Annotated in this window: 13 protein-coding genes; 5 read left to right on the forward strand and 8 right to left on the reverse strand. The window is 63.7% G+C overall.

Annotation, left to right across the window (positions count from 1 at the left end):
• Positions 1 to 325 precede the first annotated feature (325 nt).
• Both ACSFDB_RS13175 and ACSFDB_RS13180 read right to left on the reverse strand, forming a co-directional pair.
• Positions 326 to 2,626 carry an amino acid permease gene (locus tag ACSFDB_RS13175; protein WP_440771437.1) on the reverse strand — a complete coding sequence of 767 codons (2,301 nt, stop codon included), beginning with the start codon at positions 2,624 to 2,626 and terminating at the stop codon, positions 326 to 328.
• Between the two features lie 141 nt (positions 2,627 to 2,767).
• The gene (locus ACSFDB_RS13180) at positions 2,768 to 3,511 is read right to left on the reverse strand and encodes an Lrp/AsnC family transcriptional regulator (protein ID WP_440771438.1); all 744 of its coding nucleotides are present in this window, start codon (positions 3,509 to 3,511) and stop codon (positions 2,768 to 2,770) included.
• Between the two features lie 243 nt (positions 3,512 to 3,754).
• Between ACSFDB_RS13180 and ACSFDB_RS13185 the strand changes: the two genes are divergently transcribed.
• From ACSFDB_RS13185 to ACSFDB_RS13195, 3 genes are read left to right on the forward strand one after another with little or no spacing between them, the layout of a single operon-like run.
• Entirely contained in the window at positions 3,755 to 4,207 is a 453-nt protein-coding gene (locus ACSFDB_RS13185; protein WP_440771439.1) for a universal stress protein, read from the forward strand.
• 13 nt (positions 4,208 to 4,220) lie between these two features.
• Positions 4,221 to 4,892: a potassium channel family protein gene (locus ACSFDB_RS13190; protein ID WP_440771440.1), complete on the forward strand. Its 672-nt coding sequence runs from the start codon at positions 4,221 to 4,223 to the stop codon at positions 4,890 to 4,892.
• Positions 4,889 to 6,436 carry a TrkH family potassium uptake protein gene (locus ACSFDB_RS13195; protein WP_440771441.1) on the forward strand — a complete coding sequence of 516 codons (1,548 nt, stop codon included), beginning with the start codon at positions 4,889 to 4,891 and terminating at the stop codon, positions 6,434 to 6,436. Before ACSFDB_RS13190 ends, ACSFDB_RS13195 begins: the two co-directional genes overlap by 4 nt.
• Here ACSFDB_RS13195 and trkA read toward each other — a convergent pair whose 3' ends face one another.
• The 5 genes from trkA to ACSFDB_RS13220 all read right to left on the reverse strand — a co-directional run bounded on the left by trkA (position 6,437) and on the right by ACSFDB_RS13220 (position 12,655).
• Complete coding sequence (gene trkA / locus ACSFDB_RS13200; RefSeq protein ID WP_440771442.1) at positions 6,437 to 7,771, reverse strand: Trk system potassium transporter TrkA; 1,335 nt, start codon at positions 7,769 to 7,771, stop codon at positions 6,437 to 6,439.
• Between the two features lie 140 nt (positions 7,772 to 7,911).
• On the reverse strand, positions 7,912 to 8,358 hold the full coding sequence (locus ACSFDB_RS13205; protein WP_440771443.1) for a universal stress protein: 447 nt from the start codon (positions 8,356 to 8,358) through the stop codon (positions 7,912 to 7,914).
• 277 nt (positions 8,359 to 8,635) lie between these two features.
• On the reverse strand, positions 8,636 to 9,004 hold the full coding sequence (locus ACSFDB_RS13210) for a methylglyoxal synthase (RefSeq protein ID WP_440771444.1): 369 nt from the start codon (positions 9,002 to 9,004) through the stop codon (positions 8,636 to 8,638).
• 129 nt (positions 9,005 to 9,133) lie between these two features.
• Positions 9,134 to 10,867, reverse strand: coding sequence for a carbamoyltransferase family protein (locus ACSFDB_RS13215; RefSeq protein ID WP_440771445.1), 1,734 nt, complete (start codon positions 10,865 to 10,867; stop codon positions 9,134 to 9,136).
• Between the two features lie 129 nt (positions 10,868 to 10,996).
• A complete protein-coding gene (locus ACSFDB_RS13220; RefSeq protein ID WP_440771446.1) occupies positions 10,997 to 12,655 on the reverse strand; it encodes an alkaline phosphatase family protein in 1,659 nt (552 codons plus the stop codon).
• 274 nt (positions 12,656 to 12,929) lie between these two features.
• Between ACSFDB_RS13220 and ACSFDB_RS13225 the strand changes: the two genes are divergently transcribed.
• The gene (locus ACSFDB_RS13225; protein ID WP_440771447.1) at positions 12,930 to 14,798 is read left to right on the forward strand and encodes a polysaccharide deacetylase family protein; all 1,869 of its coding nucleotides are present in this window, start codon (positions 12,930 to 12,932) and stop codon (positions 14,796 to 14,798) included.
• A gap of 76 nt (positions 14,799 to 14,874) precedes the next feature.
• Positions 14,875 to 15,294, forward strand: coding sequence for a VOC family protein (locus ACSFDB_RS13230; RefSeq protein WP_440771448.1), 420 nt, complete (start codon positions 14,875 to 14,877; stop codon positions 15,292 to 15,294).
• A gap of 107 nt (positions 15,295 to 15,401) precedes the next feature.
• Here the strand turns inward: ACSFDB_RS13230 and ACSFDB_RS13235 are convergent, their stop codons facing one another.
• Entirely contained in the window at positions 15,402 to 15,683 is a 282-nt protein-coding gene (locus ACSFDB_RS13235; protein WP_440771449.1) for a hypothetical protein, read from the reverse strand.
• Positions 15,684 to 15,867: the final 184 nt, after the last annotated feature.

The following is a 15,867-nucleotide window of genomic DNA, read 5'->3' on the forward strand; positions in this document are numbered from 1 at the left end:
GATCCTCCCGCGATCTATATACGTTCGCCTCGTAGGGATAGCCAGTTGAGATGGTCCGACTGCCAAGCGTTCGCCGGCCGGTGACGTTTTTCGATGTCTTTACCGTTACTGCCACGTCGATCGTACTCGTGGCGGCCGTCCTCTCTATCTGGCACGGTTCGTTCGTCCGTATCGAAATGGGCGCGTTCATCGTACTCATTTTCGCCTGGGTCGTCTGGGCTGTCAATCGAATCCTCAAACGCTCGGTACAGCGGTCGCGCACACGATAACGCCCCCGAAACCCACGTGGTCGCGGGAAGATAGGTATCGGAGACCTGGCGTCGGGTTAGCCCTCGAGTCGCTGGATCAGCGCCTGACGGAACGTTCGCGGCGCTCGCTGTTCGCCGCGGGCCATGACGACCGTCCCGTCGCTCTCCCGAACGATCTGCTGTGGAATCGAACCGTACAACGCCTGCGCGACGGTGCTGGTCCCCGTGGCGCCGACGACGACGGTGTCGTACTCGGTGACAGCGTCGACCAGCGTCTCGCGGACGTCGTCGTCGACGATGACTCGCGAATCGTACTCGCCGTCCGCGAGTCGAGCCTCCTCGGCGACGTCGGCGATCATCTCACGACCGACCGCGTTCGGATCGATCGGCTCGGCATCCTCGTCGCCCGCTGGCTCCGGTTCCGACTGGACGTTCAACAGCGTCAGCGTACTGTCGGGGAACGCTCGCTTGAGTTCGCCCGCCCGTCGCGCGGACGTCGACGCGTGCGGGCCGCCACCCGCGAGCGTCACAATACTCCCCGGCGATTCGGTCGGATCCTTAACCAGCGTCACGTCACACGGCGCGCGCTCGAGGACCGGATCGATCGTCGATCCGAAGAGGACGTCCCGACGGCGACGTTCGCCGGCCCACCCGAGCAGCATGTGGTCGGCGCTTTCCTCGTCGATGACCGAGAGCAGCGTCTCCCCGGCGTTCCGTCCGACGATCGCGCGCGTCCGGACCGCGACGTCGAGCCCTTCCGCCGCGTCGCGGACGCTCTCGAGCAGTTCCTGTTGGCGCTCGACGCGTTCCTCCTCGAACTCGATCTGTGCGGGCGAGGTCTGCGGTGGCACTTCGATCACGTTGATCGCGACGAGTTCGGCCTGCCCGTCCTGACTCGCCGCGCTCGCGGCCGCGTACTTCAGGAGCGTCCCCTGTGTCGCGGGGTTCGAGACGGGAACGACGACCCGGTAGGCCTCCTGTTCGAGGCCCTCCCGTTCCGCCGGAGCGACCGCTTCGCCGATCAGCGTCGTCGAAATCGCCTTCTCTTTCGCGTAGAACTGGTACCAGACGATACCGACGACGATGATCCCGAGGCCGATCAACTGGACCGTCCTCGCCATCTGGAGCATGACGGCCAGGCAGGCGACGAAGCCGAGCGCCGGCACGACCGGGTACAGCACCGACGGAATCCGGAAATCCGGATCGTACTCGTCCGGTTCGGCGCGCCGCAGGACGACGACGGCCGCGTGGACGAGCGCGTACGTGATGAGGAACATGAAACTCGCCACGTCCGCGAGCGTGTCTATCGGGAGCGGACTGGCGATGAGGACGAGGATGACGGCGCCGGTCGCGAGGATCGCTCGGTACGGCGTTCGGTACTCGTTGTGGATCTTGTTGAGCCAGTTCGTGAGGATCTTGTCCCGCCCCATCGCGAAGTTGACTCGCGCGGCCGAGAGGATCGACGCGTTCGCCGAGGAAATGGTCGCCAGAATCGCCCCGGTGATCATCACGAACGAGCCGACGGTGGCCAACTCGAGCGTGTAGTCGCCGAGGGCGAGCGCGCCGAACTGCCCGGCGGCCGCGGCGGCGACGTCGGCGACGGGGACGTCCGAGGCGGCCAGTTCCGGGACGGGGAGCGTCCCCGTACTGACGAGCATCACGAGGACGTAGAGGATCGTCGGCGTGACGACGGCCGCGATCATCGACAGCGGCAGGTTGCGACCGGGCTCTTTGATCTCCTCGGCGCTGGTCGCGATCACCTCGAAGCCGATGAACGTCACGAACACCGTGCCCGCGGTGGCCGCGACGACCGGCCAGCCCTCACCTTCGCGGACGAACGGCGAGAGGAGATCGGTATCGATGCCTGTGAGTCCGACGGCGATGAAGACCGTAATGAGACCGACGAGCAGGATAACGATGACGTTCTGCAACGAGCCCGTCTCCTTGACGCCCCGATAGTTGACCCCGACGAGCAGTGCGGCCATCGCCACGCCCGCGAGGATGACGGCGAACGCGTCCGACGGCTGATTGAGCAGGTACTGTCCGAAGCCGAGCATGTAGAACGCCGTCGCGAACATCAACCCGGCCCACATCCCCCAGCCGACGATCGTCCCGAAGAAACTGCCCAGGGCGTGATTGACGTAGTAGTAGCTCCCGCCGGCTTTCGGCATCCCGGTCGCCAGTTCCGAGAGCGACAGCGCCGCGAGTAGGGCGACGACGCCGCCGATCACGAACGAGATCATGCTCGCGGGGCCCGCGCTCTCGGCGACGATTCCCGGCAGGACGAAGATCCCCGCCCCGATCATCGTCCCGAGACCGAGGGTGTAGGCCTCGAGAAAGCCCAGATCCCGCGCGAGTTCCTGATCTCCGTCAGGCATCGTTGCTGCCACCCCACCCGGGTCGCATCCGCGAAATAGGGAATACGACCACCTCAATTTTTGATTCCGGAACGGTATTCATATACTCCGTTCTGATTCGATCTCTCGAGATAAGTCTATTGACTCTTCAGTAGTTCGTGGCTAGCGTTCCGCCGCTTCGAACGCATCGAGCATGGTGTCCGTAAACCCACCTCGAGAGAGGACCGTCAGAATGTCACCGGCCTGTACTTCGCTCGCTCCCGTCGGCGTCAGGACTGAATCGTCACGCTCGATCGAGACGACGAGTAATCCGTCCTCGAGGAGACCCTCGTTGTCGGCGTGCTCGAGCGTCATGCCGGCGATCGGTGCGTCGTCATCGACGGTTAGTTCGATGACTTCGTTGCCGCCGGCGAGACTGATGTAGTCCGAGAACTGTTGATGCGTCTCGGTAGGGCCGAAGGGCTGGTACGACTGGAACTGCTCCGTTCGGAGGAATTTCTCGTCGTCGATCCCGATGCCGAGCGTCGTCAACTCGCGAGCGACGTCGTTTACGGCTTCGATAGTGTCCCCGGTGGCGAGCACGTGAAGGTTCTCCTCGCCGGCCATGAACTCGCGGACGTTGACGACGCCGGTGATCGTTCGCGCCTGTTGGGCGAGCCGCGCGCGTTCTTCGATGGGGGCCGTCGCTACGTAGAGCGTCGTAAGCATCTCGTCGGCCGCGTCGAAATCGACGTTCGCGTGGTAGCCCCTGATGATTCCCGCATCCTCTAACTGGCTGATCCGGTTTCGAATTGTCGCGGGTGAGACCCCCACTTCTTCGGCGATCATCGGTGCAGACGTGTTCCGTGCGTCTCCCATCAGCGCGTGAATAATGCGCTTGTTCACGTCGTCGAGACGAATGCTCATACGCGTGGGTACGGCAACCAGTACTGAAAGAGTCGTCCTTTTCGATCGTTTACCGCCGTATTTCAACGGCTCACTGCATCTACTCGAAGAATAGGGCGATATACGAACCCTAGTTAAGAGTAGTATTACTGAAAGCGTAAATCTAGTGGGTTTATATTGTTGAATCCTGAATGCCGTCAGTGATGCAAGCATGTTGGGAGAACAACGCTATGAACGGTCGGCGCTCAACACGAGGACCAACCCGTGACGGACTCCATCATGACCCACACGGTCGTCCCGGTTGCGAACGAGGACGACGCGAGGGCGACCTGTGACGCACTCGAGCCAGTTCTCGACGACTCGGTCGAGCGAATCACGGTCGTTCACGTCATCGAGAAGACGGAGGGCTACATGGACAAAGCGCCGCTCGAGGCCCGCCGGTTGCAGGCCGAACGGATCTTTTCGATCGTCGAGGATCGGTTCCCTGACGGGCCGGAAATCCGGCGCGAACTCCGATACGGCACCGACGTCGTCGACGAAATCCTCGCCGCAGCAGCGGAGGTCGACGCGACGGCGATCGGATTCGCTACTCGGCCGAGCGGTCGACTCCATCGACTGCTCTCGGGCAACGATTCGTATCGACTGATCACCGAAAGCGAACAGCCGGTTGTCGTCTTCTCGCGGCTCGATTCGGACGACGACTCGAGCGATCACTAACGGAGACTACACTATGTATATCGTCATCATCGGCGCAGGCAGCATCGGTTCGAATTTGATCGATCTCGCGGTGGACGACGGCAACGACGTCGTCGTCATCGAGAGCGACGAGGAACGGGCGAACGAGGTTGCTTCGCAGTACGACTGTCTCGTGCTCAACGCCGACGCAACCAAAAACGGCACGCTCAGGGACGCCGATATCGACCGAGCGGACGCCGTCATCACGACGACGAACATCGACGCGGTCAACATCATGGTGATGTTGCTCGCCCAGGAACACGACGTCCCCAATCTCGTGAGTGTCGTTCACGATCCCGAGAACCTCCCCGTCTTCGAGAAGATCGGCGTCACGCTCATCGAGAACCCACAGCGGCTGATCGCGGACTACCTCTATCACTCGGTCCGGTACCCCGGCGTCAGCGACTTCATTGACCTCGACGACGACACCGAACTCGTCGAGTTGACGGTCGACGACGACGCCCCGATGAGCGGCCAGCTCCTCGAGACGGCAAACGAGACCGGGACCCTTCCGGACGGCTGTCTCGTCGTCGCCCTCAAACGCGGCGAGGAGATCCGCGCGCCGAGAGGGGACACGACGATCCGAGCGGGCGACCAGGTGACGGTCTTTACAGACGACGTCACGCTCTCCGATGCAGTTGCGGCGTTTACGGGCGACCAGTCATGAGAGTACGGTATCCAGCAGTCGGGCGAGACCTCGGTCGTATCCTGCAGGTCGTCTCGTTGATGTTGCTCGTCTCGATACTGATCGCCGTCGCCAACCGCGAGTTCTTCGCGGTCCCCGCGTTCGGGATTGCCGCCGTGGTCATGGCGAGTCTCGGTATTGCACTCGCTCGACGGTATCACGACGCGGGAGAGATGGGGAAACTCGAGGCGATGGTCACGGCGGCCACTGCGTGGGGGGCAGTCGGCGCCCTCGGCGGGCTGCCGTTTCTCCTCGTCGCGTGGACGATCGCACTCGATCCCTACCCGGCGTGGGCGAACACGCCGACGATGACCGACACGGTCGCGGTCTTTCGCCACCCGCTGAACGGAATCTTCGAGAGCATCAGCGGCTTTACCAGCACCGGTCTGACGATGGCCGCCGTCGAAGAAGATCTCCCGCGGTCGCTCCAGTGGTGGCGCTCGTTCACCGAGTGGATCGGCGGCGTCGGCGTCATCGTCCTGACCGTCGCAATCCTCTCCAGGCCCGGCAGCGGCTCGCTGACGCTCTTCGAGAGCGAGGCTCGCTCCGAGAAGATCCATCCGAGTATCGTCTCGACGGTGACCGAAATCTGGAAGATCTACCTCGGTCTCACCCTCGCCGCGATCGCCCTCTTCCTCGCCGCTGGGATGCCGCTGTGGGGTGCGATCAACCACGCGATGACCGCCATCGCGACCGGCGGGTTCTCGATCCACGCCGACTCGATCGGCTACTACGGGAGTCCGCTGATCGAGTACGCGGTCGTGCCCGTGATGGTCGCCGGCTCCATCGCGTTCCCGATCCACTACCTGATTCTCAAGGGCGAACTGCGCAACTTCTACGCGGACATCCAGACGCGCTGGGTGTTCATCTGGTTCGCCGCCGGATCGGTCGCGCTGACCGCGCTCCTCTGGTTCAACGGCCAGTACGATTCGCTCGAGGAGACGTTTCGAATCGGCCTCTTCCAGTTCGTCTCCGCGACGTCGAACACCGGCTTCGGGACGGCGACTATCGGCGACGGCACCGAACGGGTCTGGACGGCCGGCGCGACGCTGTTTATCTGCCTCGGCATGCTCACCGGCGCAGCGGCAGGGTCGACCGTCGGCGGACTCAAACTGATTCGCGTCATCACGCTCATCAAAGGTACGGTCTGGCAGGTTCGAAGCGTCTTCGCGCCGGAGACCGCGATCCGCCGACTGCGACTCGGGAAACGAACGCTCGGTCGCGATCAGGTTCAGCGCGAGTACACCGAAGCGGCGGTCGTGTTCGTCCTCTGGATCGTCTTCCTCATCGTCGGCGTCGCCGTCCTGCTCTGGACGCTGTCGCCGGACCATCCCCTCGAGTACGTCATCTTCGACGTGATGAGCGCACAGAGTAACGTCGGTCTCGACGCGGGAATTACCGGTCCAGAGATGCCCGACACTGCCAAAGTCATGCTCATCTTCAACATGTGGATCGGCCGACTCGAGATCGTTCCGGTCGCCGTGTTGCTCGGTGCACTCTTCCGAAATCTCGATCTCTACCGATGATCACAACACAGCCGAAACCTCCTCGAGTACCCTCGCATCGACGAACAGCACGACGTGATCGCCCGGTTGCGGGACCGTCGTCCCGCGGGGGGTGACCAGTTCGCCGTCACGAGAGATCGCCCCGATGACGACGCCGTCCGGAAGGTCTGCCATCGAATCGGCGATCTGGCGGCCCGTCAACGAGCTTTCGTGGCCCAGTTTGACTTCGATGACTTCCGCCCGATCGTGCTCGAGCATGGCGATCTTCTCGGTCTGATCGGTGCGAGTAAAGCGGACGATCTCTTCGGCCGTCTCCTCTCGAGGGTTGATCGCGACGTTGACGCCGACGGTCTCGAAGAGGTCGGTGTACTCGGTGTTCTCGATGATCGCGACCGTTCGATCGACGCCGGCCCGGCGGGCGAGTAGGGAGATAAGCAGATTCTTTTCGTCGCTGTCGAGCGCGGCGATCACGATGTCCGCCTCGTCGATGTGCTCCCTGTTGAGAAATTCGGTGTCGGTCGCGTCGCTTTCCATGACGAGCGTCTTCGGGAGGGCTTCGGCGACTTCGCGAGCACGTTCGGGATCGCGTTCGATCAGTCGCGGTTCGAAACCGTGGGCCTCGAACTCGCGGGCGGTCTGAAAGCCGATCTCGCTGCCGCCGACGATGACCACGTCCTCCGCACTCGAGGTCGTATCGGGGACGTTCGACATCGCGAACTCCTTGACCGAGCTGGGGCTGCCGATGACGACGATTCGGTCACCGATCTGGAAGGCGGTGTCACCCTGTGCGACGATCATCTCGTCGTCCCGAAAGACGCCGGCGAACGTCATCGATCCGTACTGGTCCAACTCGGAAACGCGCTGTTCCGCGAGCGGGCTCTCCGTTCCGATCTCGAACTCGGCCATCCTGAGGAGTCCGCCGGCGAACGTTTCTACGTCTTGGGCCCTCGGGAAGCCGGAGATCCGGAAGATCGTCTGGGCGACCAGCAGGTCGGTACAGACCATGAAGTCGACGCCGAACGCGCCCGCCGACCCCTCCCAGGTGTTCAACAGCGTGCGACGACGGACGCGTGCGATCGTAAACACGTCACTCTCGCTCTTTACGGTGCCAGAAATCACGATATTCGTTTCGTCACTGTCCGTACACGCGACGACCAGATCCGCTCGCTCGAGACCTCCTTCCCGAAGAACGTCGGGTTTCGTTCCGTCGCCCTGCACCGAGAGCACGTCGAGCGAGTACGTGATCTCCTCGGCGATCTCTGCGTCGCGTTCGACCACGGCGACCTCGTGTGAGGTCGCGAGATTCGCCGCGATCATCCGTCCGACCTGACCCGCACCGACGATGAGTACGTACATTCGTAGTTCCTGAAGTGGTTCCGTGGGTGATCAGTAGCGTTGGGCCCGGGTATCGACGCGAGTAGCGTGTGCACGCATCGGTCCGGAAGACAGCAGGGGACGGCCCGTACCGTCGGTAGACGTGGGAATCGACCTCATACTTATTTTGGGTTTGATTCGCCGTTGTTCGCTTCGTGATAGGGAAGGGATATGACTGGGATCTCTGGCTCAGTAACGAGATTTGTCGTAATATCACCGGTCAGCATACGCATGATTCGACTCCCGCCGCGAGCGCGGAGCGCGATCGCGTCCGCGCCGGCGTCAGCAGCTGCAGTAAACAGTGCGGAGACGATATCCGTCGCGAACATCGTTCGCGTATCGACAGCGACGGACTCGCTGAGCGTCGAATCCACGATCGCGAGAAAGTCGGACGCATCCTCACGACGTTTTTCTAACGGAGCTTTGTCGGGCGCACCACCGCCTTTTTCGATGACGTGAACAGCTGTGACGCGTTCGATATCGTCGAGATACGGCTGAAGCGCGGCACACGTTGCGTGTGCGTCCTCCTCAGTCGCTACCGGAACGACGAGATGCTGAAAGAGACCCATATCACTTGTTCACAAACGCAGTATAAAAAGCCACTCCTGAACCGATACTCGAGGCGCTCAAAAATCATAATGCGCAACTTCACGCGTGCTGCAGATGGGACACTCAGAAACATCGTCGAGTGTCATCCCGCAATCTCGACACTCGTACAGCTCTGTACATCCGTTCTCGCTTCGAAACGTGTCACGTACCCCCATCGTACGCGGCTGTCTCACGACCGATAGTAGTAATCCACAGTATCGACAGCCTTCCCAATATAAATCGACGAGCGAGTAGGCGTCAGTCCGCGAGCCCTTCGATCAGAAACTCCGCCGAGGCGAGGTTGGTCGCCAGCGCCGTGTCGTGAACGTCGCAGATCCGCAACAGCGCCGAGATGTCGGGTTCGTGGGGCTGGGCGCGAAGCGGATCTCGGAGGAAGACGATCCCGTCGAGGAGTCCCTCGGCGACCTCCGAACCGATCATCAGGTCGCCCCCGAGCGGTCCCGACTCCTTGCGCTCGACCTCGAGGTCAGTCGCCTCCATCACTCGTTTGCCGGTCGTCCCGGTCCCGATCAGTTCGTACTCGCGTAACTGTTCCTCGTGGCTCTGGGCGAATTCGATCAGTTCTGACTTCTTCTCGTCGTGAGCGATGAGCGCGACGCGAGTCATACGGCGACTAGTCACCCGGCGAAGAGATAACGTTACCCCCATAAACGGGTTCCCGCGAGGCGATGGGGCATCCTGACGTGACGGTGGGTGGACTCGAGCCTCGTTAGGAGCGCACGGAATCGAACCGCCTCACGGCGACGCGTCGCTCGAGCCGGCTTTCTCCACGAGACAGTCCTCGAGAACGAGCACGTCGAGACCCATCCCGAAGAAGTCCTTCAGCGCCTCCGTCGGCGTGTCGACGATCGGTTCGCCGTGGTCGTTGAACGACGTGTTGAGGAGGACCGGGACGCCGGTCACGTCCTCGAACTCGCGGAGCAGCCGGTGGTACCGCGGGTTCTGGTCCTCGCGAACGGTCTGTGCTCGCGTGGTGTCGTCCGCCGGATGAACCACCGCTCGAAGGTCGTCCCGTCGTTCGGGTCGCACGTCGAACGTGTCGATCATGAACGGGCTGGTGGTCGCGTTCTCGAGGTACTCGTCGGCGGCCGACTCGATCATCGACGGCGCGAACGGCCGCCACTCCTCGCGGTGTTTGACGAACCGATTCACCCGGTCGCGGGACGCTTCGGTCCGCGGATCCGCGAGAATGCTTCGGTTGCCGAGCGCTCGCGGGCCGAGCTCGGAGCGGCCCTGAAACCAGCCGACGAGCGCACCGTCCGCGATGCGTTCGGCGACCTGCCGTTCGAGGTCGTCCGGTTCGGTGTACTCGATTTTGTTCGTCTCGAGCAACCCTCGGATCTCGCCGGTTGCGTACTCGTGGCCCCAGTAGACGGTCGTCATCGGATCGACCTCGGACGGCGATCGATCGATCCAGCCGCCGCCGAGCGCGAGCCCGGCGTCGTGGGCGACGGGCTGGACGAAGACCTCGTCGACGGCCGGGTGCTCCCTGACCGCCTTGTTCAGTTTACAGTTGAGGGCGACGCCGCCAGCCAGGCCGACGTTCCCGGTCCCGACACGGTCGACGTACGTGCCGACCATCTCCGTGACGGACTCCTCGAGCAGTTTCTGTGCGGTGTGTGCGAGGTCCTTCTCGAACTGGTCGAACTCGTCGGTGCCGGTCGACCGCGGTCGACCGAACAGCTCCTCGAGGGCGTTCACGCCGTGTTCCGTTCCCCAGCGACCAGTGAGCGCCGTGACGTCGTAGTCGACGCCGGTATCGATCGTCTCCCGCAGCCGGCGCTCGATCTCGGGGTTGTCCTCGCCGTAGGGGGCGAGTCCCATCACTTTCCCCTCGCCGTTGAACATCCGATAGCCGAGGTAGTTCGTGATCGCGGCGTAGAACAGCCCCCAGCTGTTCGGGTGTTCGTACGTACGCACGCGCGAGAGTCCGTCGGGGGTGGCGTGCCAGACCACGGTCGAATCGTACTCCCCTTTCGCGTCGATGGTCACCACCAGCGCCTCCTCGAACGTCGACGGGTGGAACGCGCTCACGGCGTGACACTCGTGGTGGGAGCGACACTCGATCGGCGGCACCGGCGTTCCGATCCGCTGGAGCCGGGATTCGACGATTCGGGTCGGCATAACCGACGCCACGAACTGATCCCTGACGACGTTCCGGAGGTGCGTGACTTTCCGAAGCGTCCCCTCCAGCTGGACGGTATTTTTCAGGTAGTGAGGGGTGATCTTCCGCCGAAGTTTCGGATCGTAGGGAAGGACGATCTTCTCGAGGTCGGCGAGCTCGATCCCTTCGTGCTCGAGACAGGCGCAGATCGCCCGCTCGGGGAAGGTGTCGACCGCGTGTTTGTCCCGCGTCAGGCGCTCCTCTTCGACCGCAAAGCGGAGTTCACCGTCCTCGAACAGCGCCGCGCTCGGATCGTGTTGGCCGTAGAGGTCGATCGCTGGCTTGAATGACAGGGTGTAGCTCATGTGTTGGTTCGTCGGCGTTGTCGGCTGTGTGGTCGGTTGTGTGAGTGGTGTCTCATCGGGAGGGTCGAACCGCAAGAGTCCGTTCTCAGTGTCGGAGGCCGGGGGACTGGTTCGGATATCATGGGTACGTTACTCGACGTAGCCAAGGTCCTCGAGCCGTCCCTCGACCGCGGAATCGATCGCCGTTCGCTTCGACGCCGTGTACTCCGGGTAGCTCGTCGGCTCAGTCGCGTCGACGACGGGGAGCACGCGTCCGTCCATTCGGTCGCTGTAGGGCACGTCGAGCGCGGAGAGGATCGTCGGCGCGACGTCGAACAGGTGAGCGTCCTCGATCGCCTGCGAGGCGTCGATTCCTTCCCCGCTGGCGACGAAGATCCCGTCGAGTTTGTGGTTCCAGGGCTCCGTCGTCTCGGCGAAGTACTCGTCGGCCGGTTGCGCCGAGAGGAAGTGCTGGAAGTCGGTGGGGACCGTGACGATATCGACCGCTCGATCGGTGTACGGCCCCTCGAAGAACTCCTCTCGAGGGGCGACCGTCTGGAACACGGGTTCGCCGTCGGGGGCGGTCACCGACTCGAGGTCCCGGATGAGCGCCGCCCTGACCTCGTCGTACTCCTCTTGTGGCACCTGCCCGTTCGGTTCGCGACCCTCGACGTTCAGCCGAACGCCGAGTTCGGTCCGCGCGCGGACGTACGCCCTCGAGTTCGGGAAGTCGACCTGCTCGTTCCCGGTTCGGACGACGCCGTCCGGAGCGTGCGCTTTTGCAAACGCCGCGAGGCCGAGTCGGTCCAGCACGCGACCGATTCGGTGCGCCGTCAGTCCGACGCTCGCCATCGCCGCGGCGAGTCGCTCCACGGTGTTCGGCTCCCACTCCTCTGCCTGTTCGCCGTCTCGGAGATCGTCTCGCATCACGTTCCACGTGGGCATCCCCTTGCCGCCGAGCGTCGTCTCGAGGTAGCCGGCGTCCTCGAGGAAGGCGTTGACGCGGAACTCGGGCTTCTCGTAGCGCCCCATGCCGTGATCGCTCGCGACGAACACTTGGCGGGGGTTACACGCCTCGAGAACCGCCCCGATCTGTTCGTCGGCGGCGGCGTAGACCCGTTTGACCTTCTCCCAGTCGCCGTCGAACTCGTGGAAGACGGTGTCCGTCTTCTGAAACTGGAGGAAGCCGAAGTCGGGTTCGAAGCGCCCGCTCAGGTACTGGAACGCCTCGCCGCGCATCTCGACGAGCCTGCAGTACTCGTCCATCTTCTCGGCGTCCGTCAGCGACTCGTCGCCTCGCGAGTACTTCGGATAGACGCGGTACTCCCCGATCTCCTCGCGGACGTCGTCGAGGACCCCCTCGGGGTGACAGGGCGGATCCTCCGGGCCGATGAACCCGGGGACGATCGCGCCGTCGATCTCGTCCGGCGGGTGCGTGACGGGGACGTTGACGACGACGCTCGAGCGATCGTGTCGGTCGAGCAGCGTCCACAGTCGGTGTTCGCGGACGTCGCTCCCTTTCACGACGTGGAAATCGTAGCCGTCGAACCCGGTGAACCCGAACACGCCGTGTTTCCCGGGGTTGACGCCGGTGAACAGCGACGGCCACGCGCTCGGCGTCCACGGCGGAATCTGGGACTCGAGCGGGCCGCTGGCGCCCGCATCGAGTAGCGACTGCAGGTTCGGAATCACGTCCTCGTCCGATAGCCGGTCGAACACCGACGGACAGCCGGCATCGATCCCGATGAGTAGTGCGTCCATCCGATTGCGATCCGTCCGCGCGTTCGTGGTCCCCGCGTTCCGTTCCATCAGATACGCGAGCATCGTCGTCGAGGGGTGATTATTAATATCGAGTAAAACTGGCACGCCACCGTCGGACGGTCGGTCGCACACCCTCCGGAGAGACGCAAGCGAGCGACGTTCTCCCGACGGTTCGGCGACCCGTACACCGCCCGAACGGGCGTTTAACACCTCTATAAACGCCCTCACCGCGGTTCGAACGCGGGCTCGCAAACTCCCGCTCGAGGAAACCTCGCTTAACCGCTCCATCACCAAAGGGTGACTGCTCGTAGGAACGGTACCCATGGACCACGATCTCTCACGACGTCACGCGCTGGCGACGGTCGCTGCAGGGTCGACCGCGCTCGCCGGCTGCCTCGACTTCCTCTCCGGCGACGGAACCGACGACGCCGCCGAGGAGGACGGCGGGAACGGAACGAACGGCGGCGGGTCGACGTGGCCCGCGATCGACTCCGGCGAGGTTATCGACGATTTCGAGGATCTCGACCGCTGGGGCGTCCGAAACGGTCGACTCGAGGCCGCTCCGGACGAGGCGCGAACCGGTTCGCAGGCGGCCCTCATCGAGAGCGACGACCGGACGGCCGGGATAACTATCGGCCTCTCCGACGAACTCGACCTCGAGGGGTGGGACACCTCGCTCGCCGTCAAACCGGAATCCGCGACCCAGATCGTCGTGGAGTTCATCGCGCCGAACCGCGACGAACGGCTGAACACCGTTCGGGCGGTTCCCGACGGCTACGACGGCTGGTTCCGCCTCGACTGCGGCTACGAACACAAGCCGGAAGGCGAGCCGGACCTGTCGAACGTCACCCGATTGAACGTGATCGCGGTCGGACCCGGCGACGGCCCGACCCGGATGCTGGTCGACGACCTCCGACGGACCGAGGCGGTCGACAACGGCAAGGCGATCCTCGCGTGCTACGGCGGGCACGACTCCCACTACGACATCGCAGCCGAACTACTCGAGGAACGGGGCTGGGCCGCCGCGGTGCCGGTCGATCCCGGTCGCATCGGCGGGCAGGGTCGGATGGGGATCGACGAGTTACACGAGCTTCGGGACCGCGGCTGGGACGTCTGTTCGTATCCGCGGGGAGAGAGCGACCTCACCGAACAGCCCGCGGAGCGACAGCGAACGGTCGTCGAGAGCACCCGGGATTCGCTCGCGGACCGCGGCTTCGAGGACGGCTCGCGGCACTTCTTCGCCCCGGACTGGCGCCGCATGACGCCGGAAACCCACGAGATCGTCCGGGAGTACCACGAATCGGGCTTTCTGTTCGGCAGCTGTCCGACCGGCGCGCCGCCGACCGGGACCCATATGACCCCGGTGATCTGGGGGCCCGCGCTCCACAACGGCGTTCGACGACACATCAACCTCTGCGATCAGTACCGCCAGCTCACCGTGATTCGGATCCCCCGGATCGTCGAGGGGGACGCCGGGAGCAACAGTATGTCGCTCGACGATTTCGAACACCTGCTCGATCACATCGAAAACCGCGGTCTCGACGTGATCACGCCCTCCGATATCGTCGACGGGATGGACGATATCGATCGCGGCACGCGGGACGAAACCGACGGGAAACCGGACGGGACGATCCTCGAGGCGGGGAGATCCCACTCGTTCGACGGAGACGGAGCGGACGAATCCGACGCGTTCGCGCTCGACGAGGGAATCGTCACAGCACAGTTCACTCACGACGGCGATGGATCGTTCGCCGTGGAGCTGCTACCGGTCGATGGCAATCTCCCCAACGAACGGCTCAGTACCACGGCTGGAGTCACCGACGGCGAGTCGATAGCGCCCGTCGGCGGCGGAACGTACCGGCTCGTCGTCGACGCGGACGGCCCGTGGGCGATCGACCTGGAGCAGCCTGCCGTCCACGGCGACGACCTCGAGGAGCCACCGATCGAGGCGTCCGGGTCGGGATCCGGATTCGTCGGTCCGCTGTGGGCCGACGACGGTCTCACCCTCTCCGTGACTCACGACGGCGACGGAGCGTTCGTCGTCGACGGCTACGGTGCCGACGGCGGCTGGGAACAGATCGTCAACCAGCGCGGCGAGTTCGACGCCTCGAGATCGGCCGGCGCGACCGGCGTCTCCTGGATCGACGTCGAGGCCGATGGCGACTGGACGCTCGACATCGGCGAACCGTGAGCGTCAGTCTCAGGCGCGACGGGACTCGATCGGCCAGTCGGAATCGTTTTTTCGGCGGGCCGGTACGGTCCAGCTAATGCCGTCTCTCAGCGCACACCACGTAGGGATCACCGTCGACGACCTCGAGCAAACGCTGCCGTTCTATCGAGACGTGCTCGGTCTCGACGTCGCCGATCGGTTCAGCGTCGACGGCGAGGCGTTCTCGGACGCCGTCGGCGTCGACGACGCCAGCGGCGAGTTCGCCCACCTCGAGGCGGACGGGATCCGAATCGAACTGATCGAGTACGAGCCCGAAGCGCCCGACTCGCCCGCGGCCGGGCTCAACCAGCCCGGTGCGACACACATCGGTCTCGCGGTCGACGACCTCGACTCCTTTTACGCGGGCCTTCCCGACGACGTCTCGACGATCAGCGAGCCGCGGACGACGGCCAGCGGGACGTCGATCGTGTTTCTCCACGATCCGGAAGGGAACCTGATCGAAGTACTCGAAGCGTAAGCCTACTCGAGGTCCGATCGGACGGGACGCTCGAGGAGAGGAGGAATGCTCGAATCAGACGGGCCGTCGCTCGACTCGGACAGTTGTACGGCTCACTCGGATCGGCGTCAGTGACGAACGGGCGAGGAGTCGAGCGTCGACGACACTTGCTCGACATCCTCTTCGCACGCGGTACAGCTACTCTTCTCGGAGTCGATGTAGACGTTTCCACAGGTCGAACAGTGAAAGAGATTTCCGGGCGCGTCCGGGTTCGTCGGCCGCTGTTCGGCTGCCGACTTGTCGACGGCGTCCTCGCCCGACGCGTCCCGTCCAGCGAACAGCGTCGACCGGATCCGATCCCGAAGCCGACCGAGACGCGAGTTAGATTTCTCGTTGGTTCGAATAGCCATACTGTAGCGGACGATTATAGTACCGAAGTACCTGACGTCTAAAGTATTTGGAGGTCGGTCGGTACCGGCGCGCGAAATCGCGAACGAAGCGTGCCGTTTTCACGCGAATACCACCGCGATCCGTTCGGTTAGACTGTTTCAGCGGCAGTGCCTGTTTCCTGTTAGCAAGCAACTCTGGCCGAAC

It is taken from the genome of Natronorubrum amylolyticum, from assembly GCF_052040145.1.
In the GTDB taxonomy this organism is placed as follows: Archaea; Halobacteriota; Halobacteria; order Halobacteriales; family Natrialbaceae; genus Natronorubrum.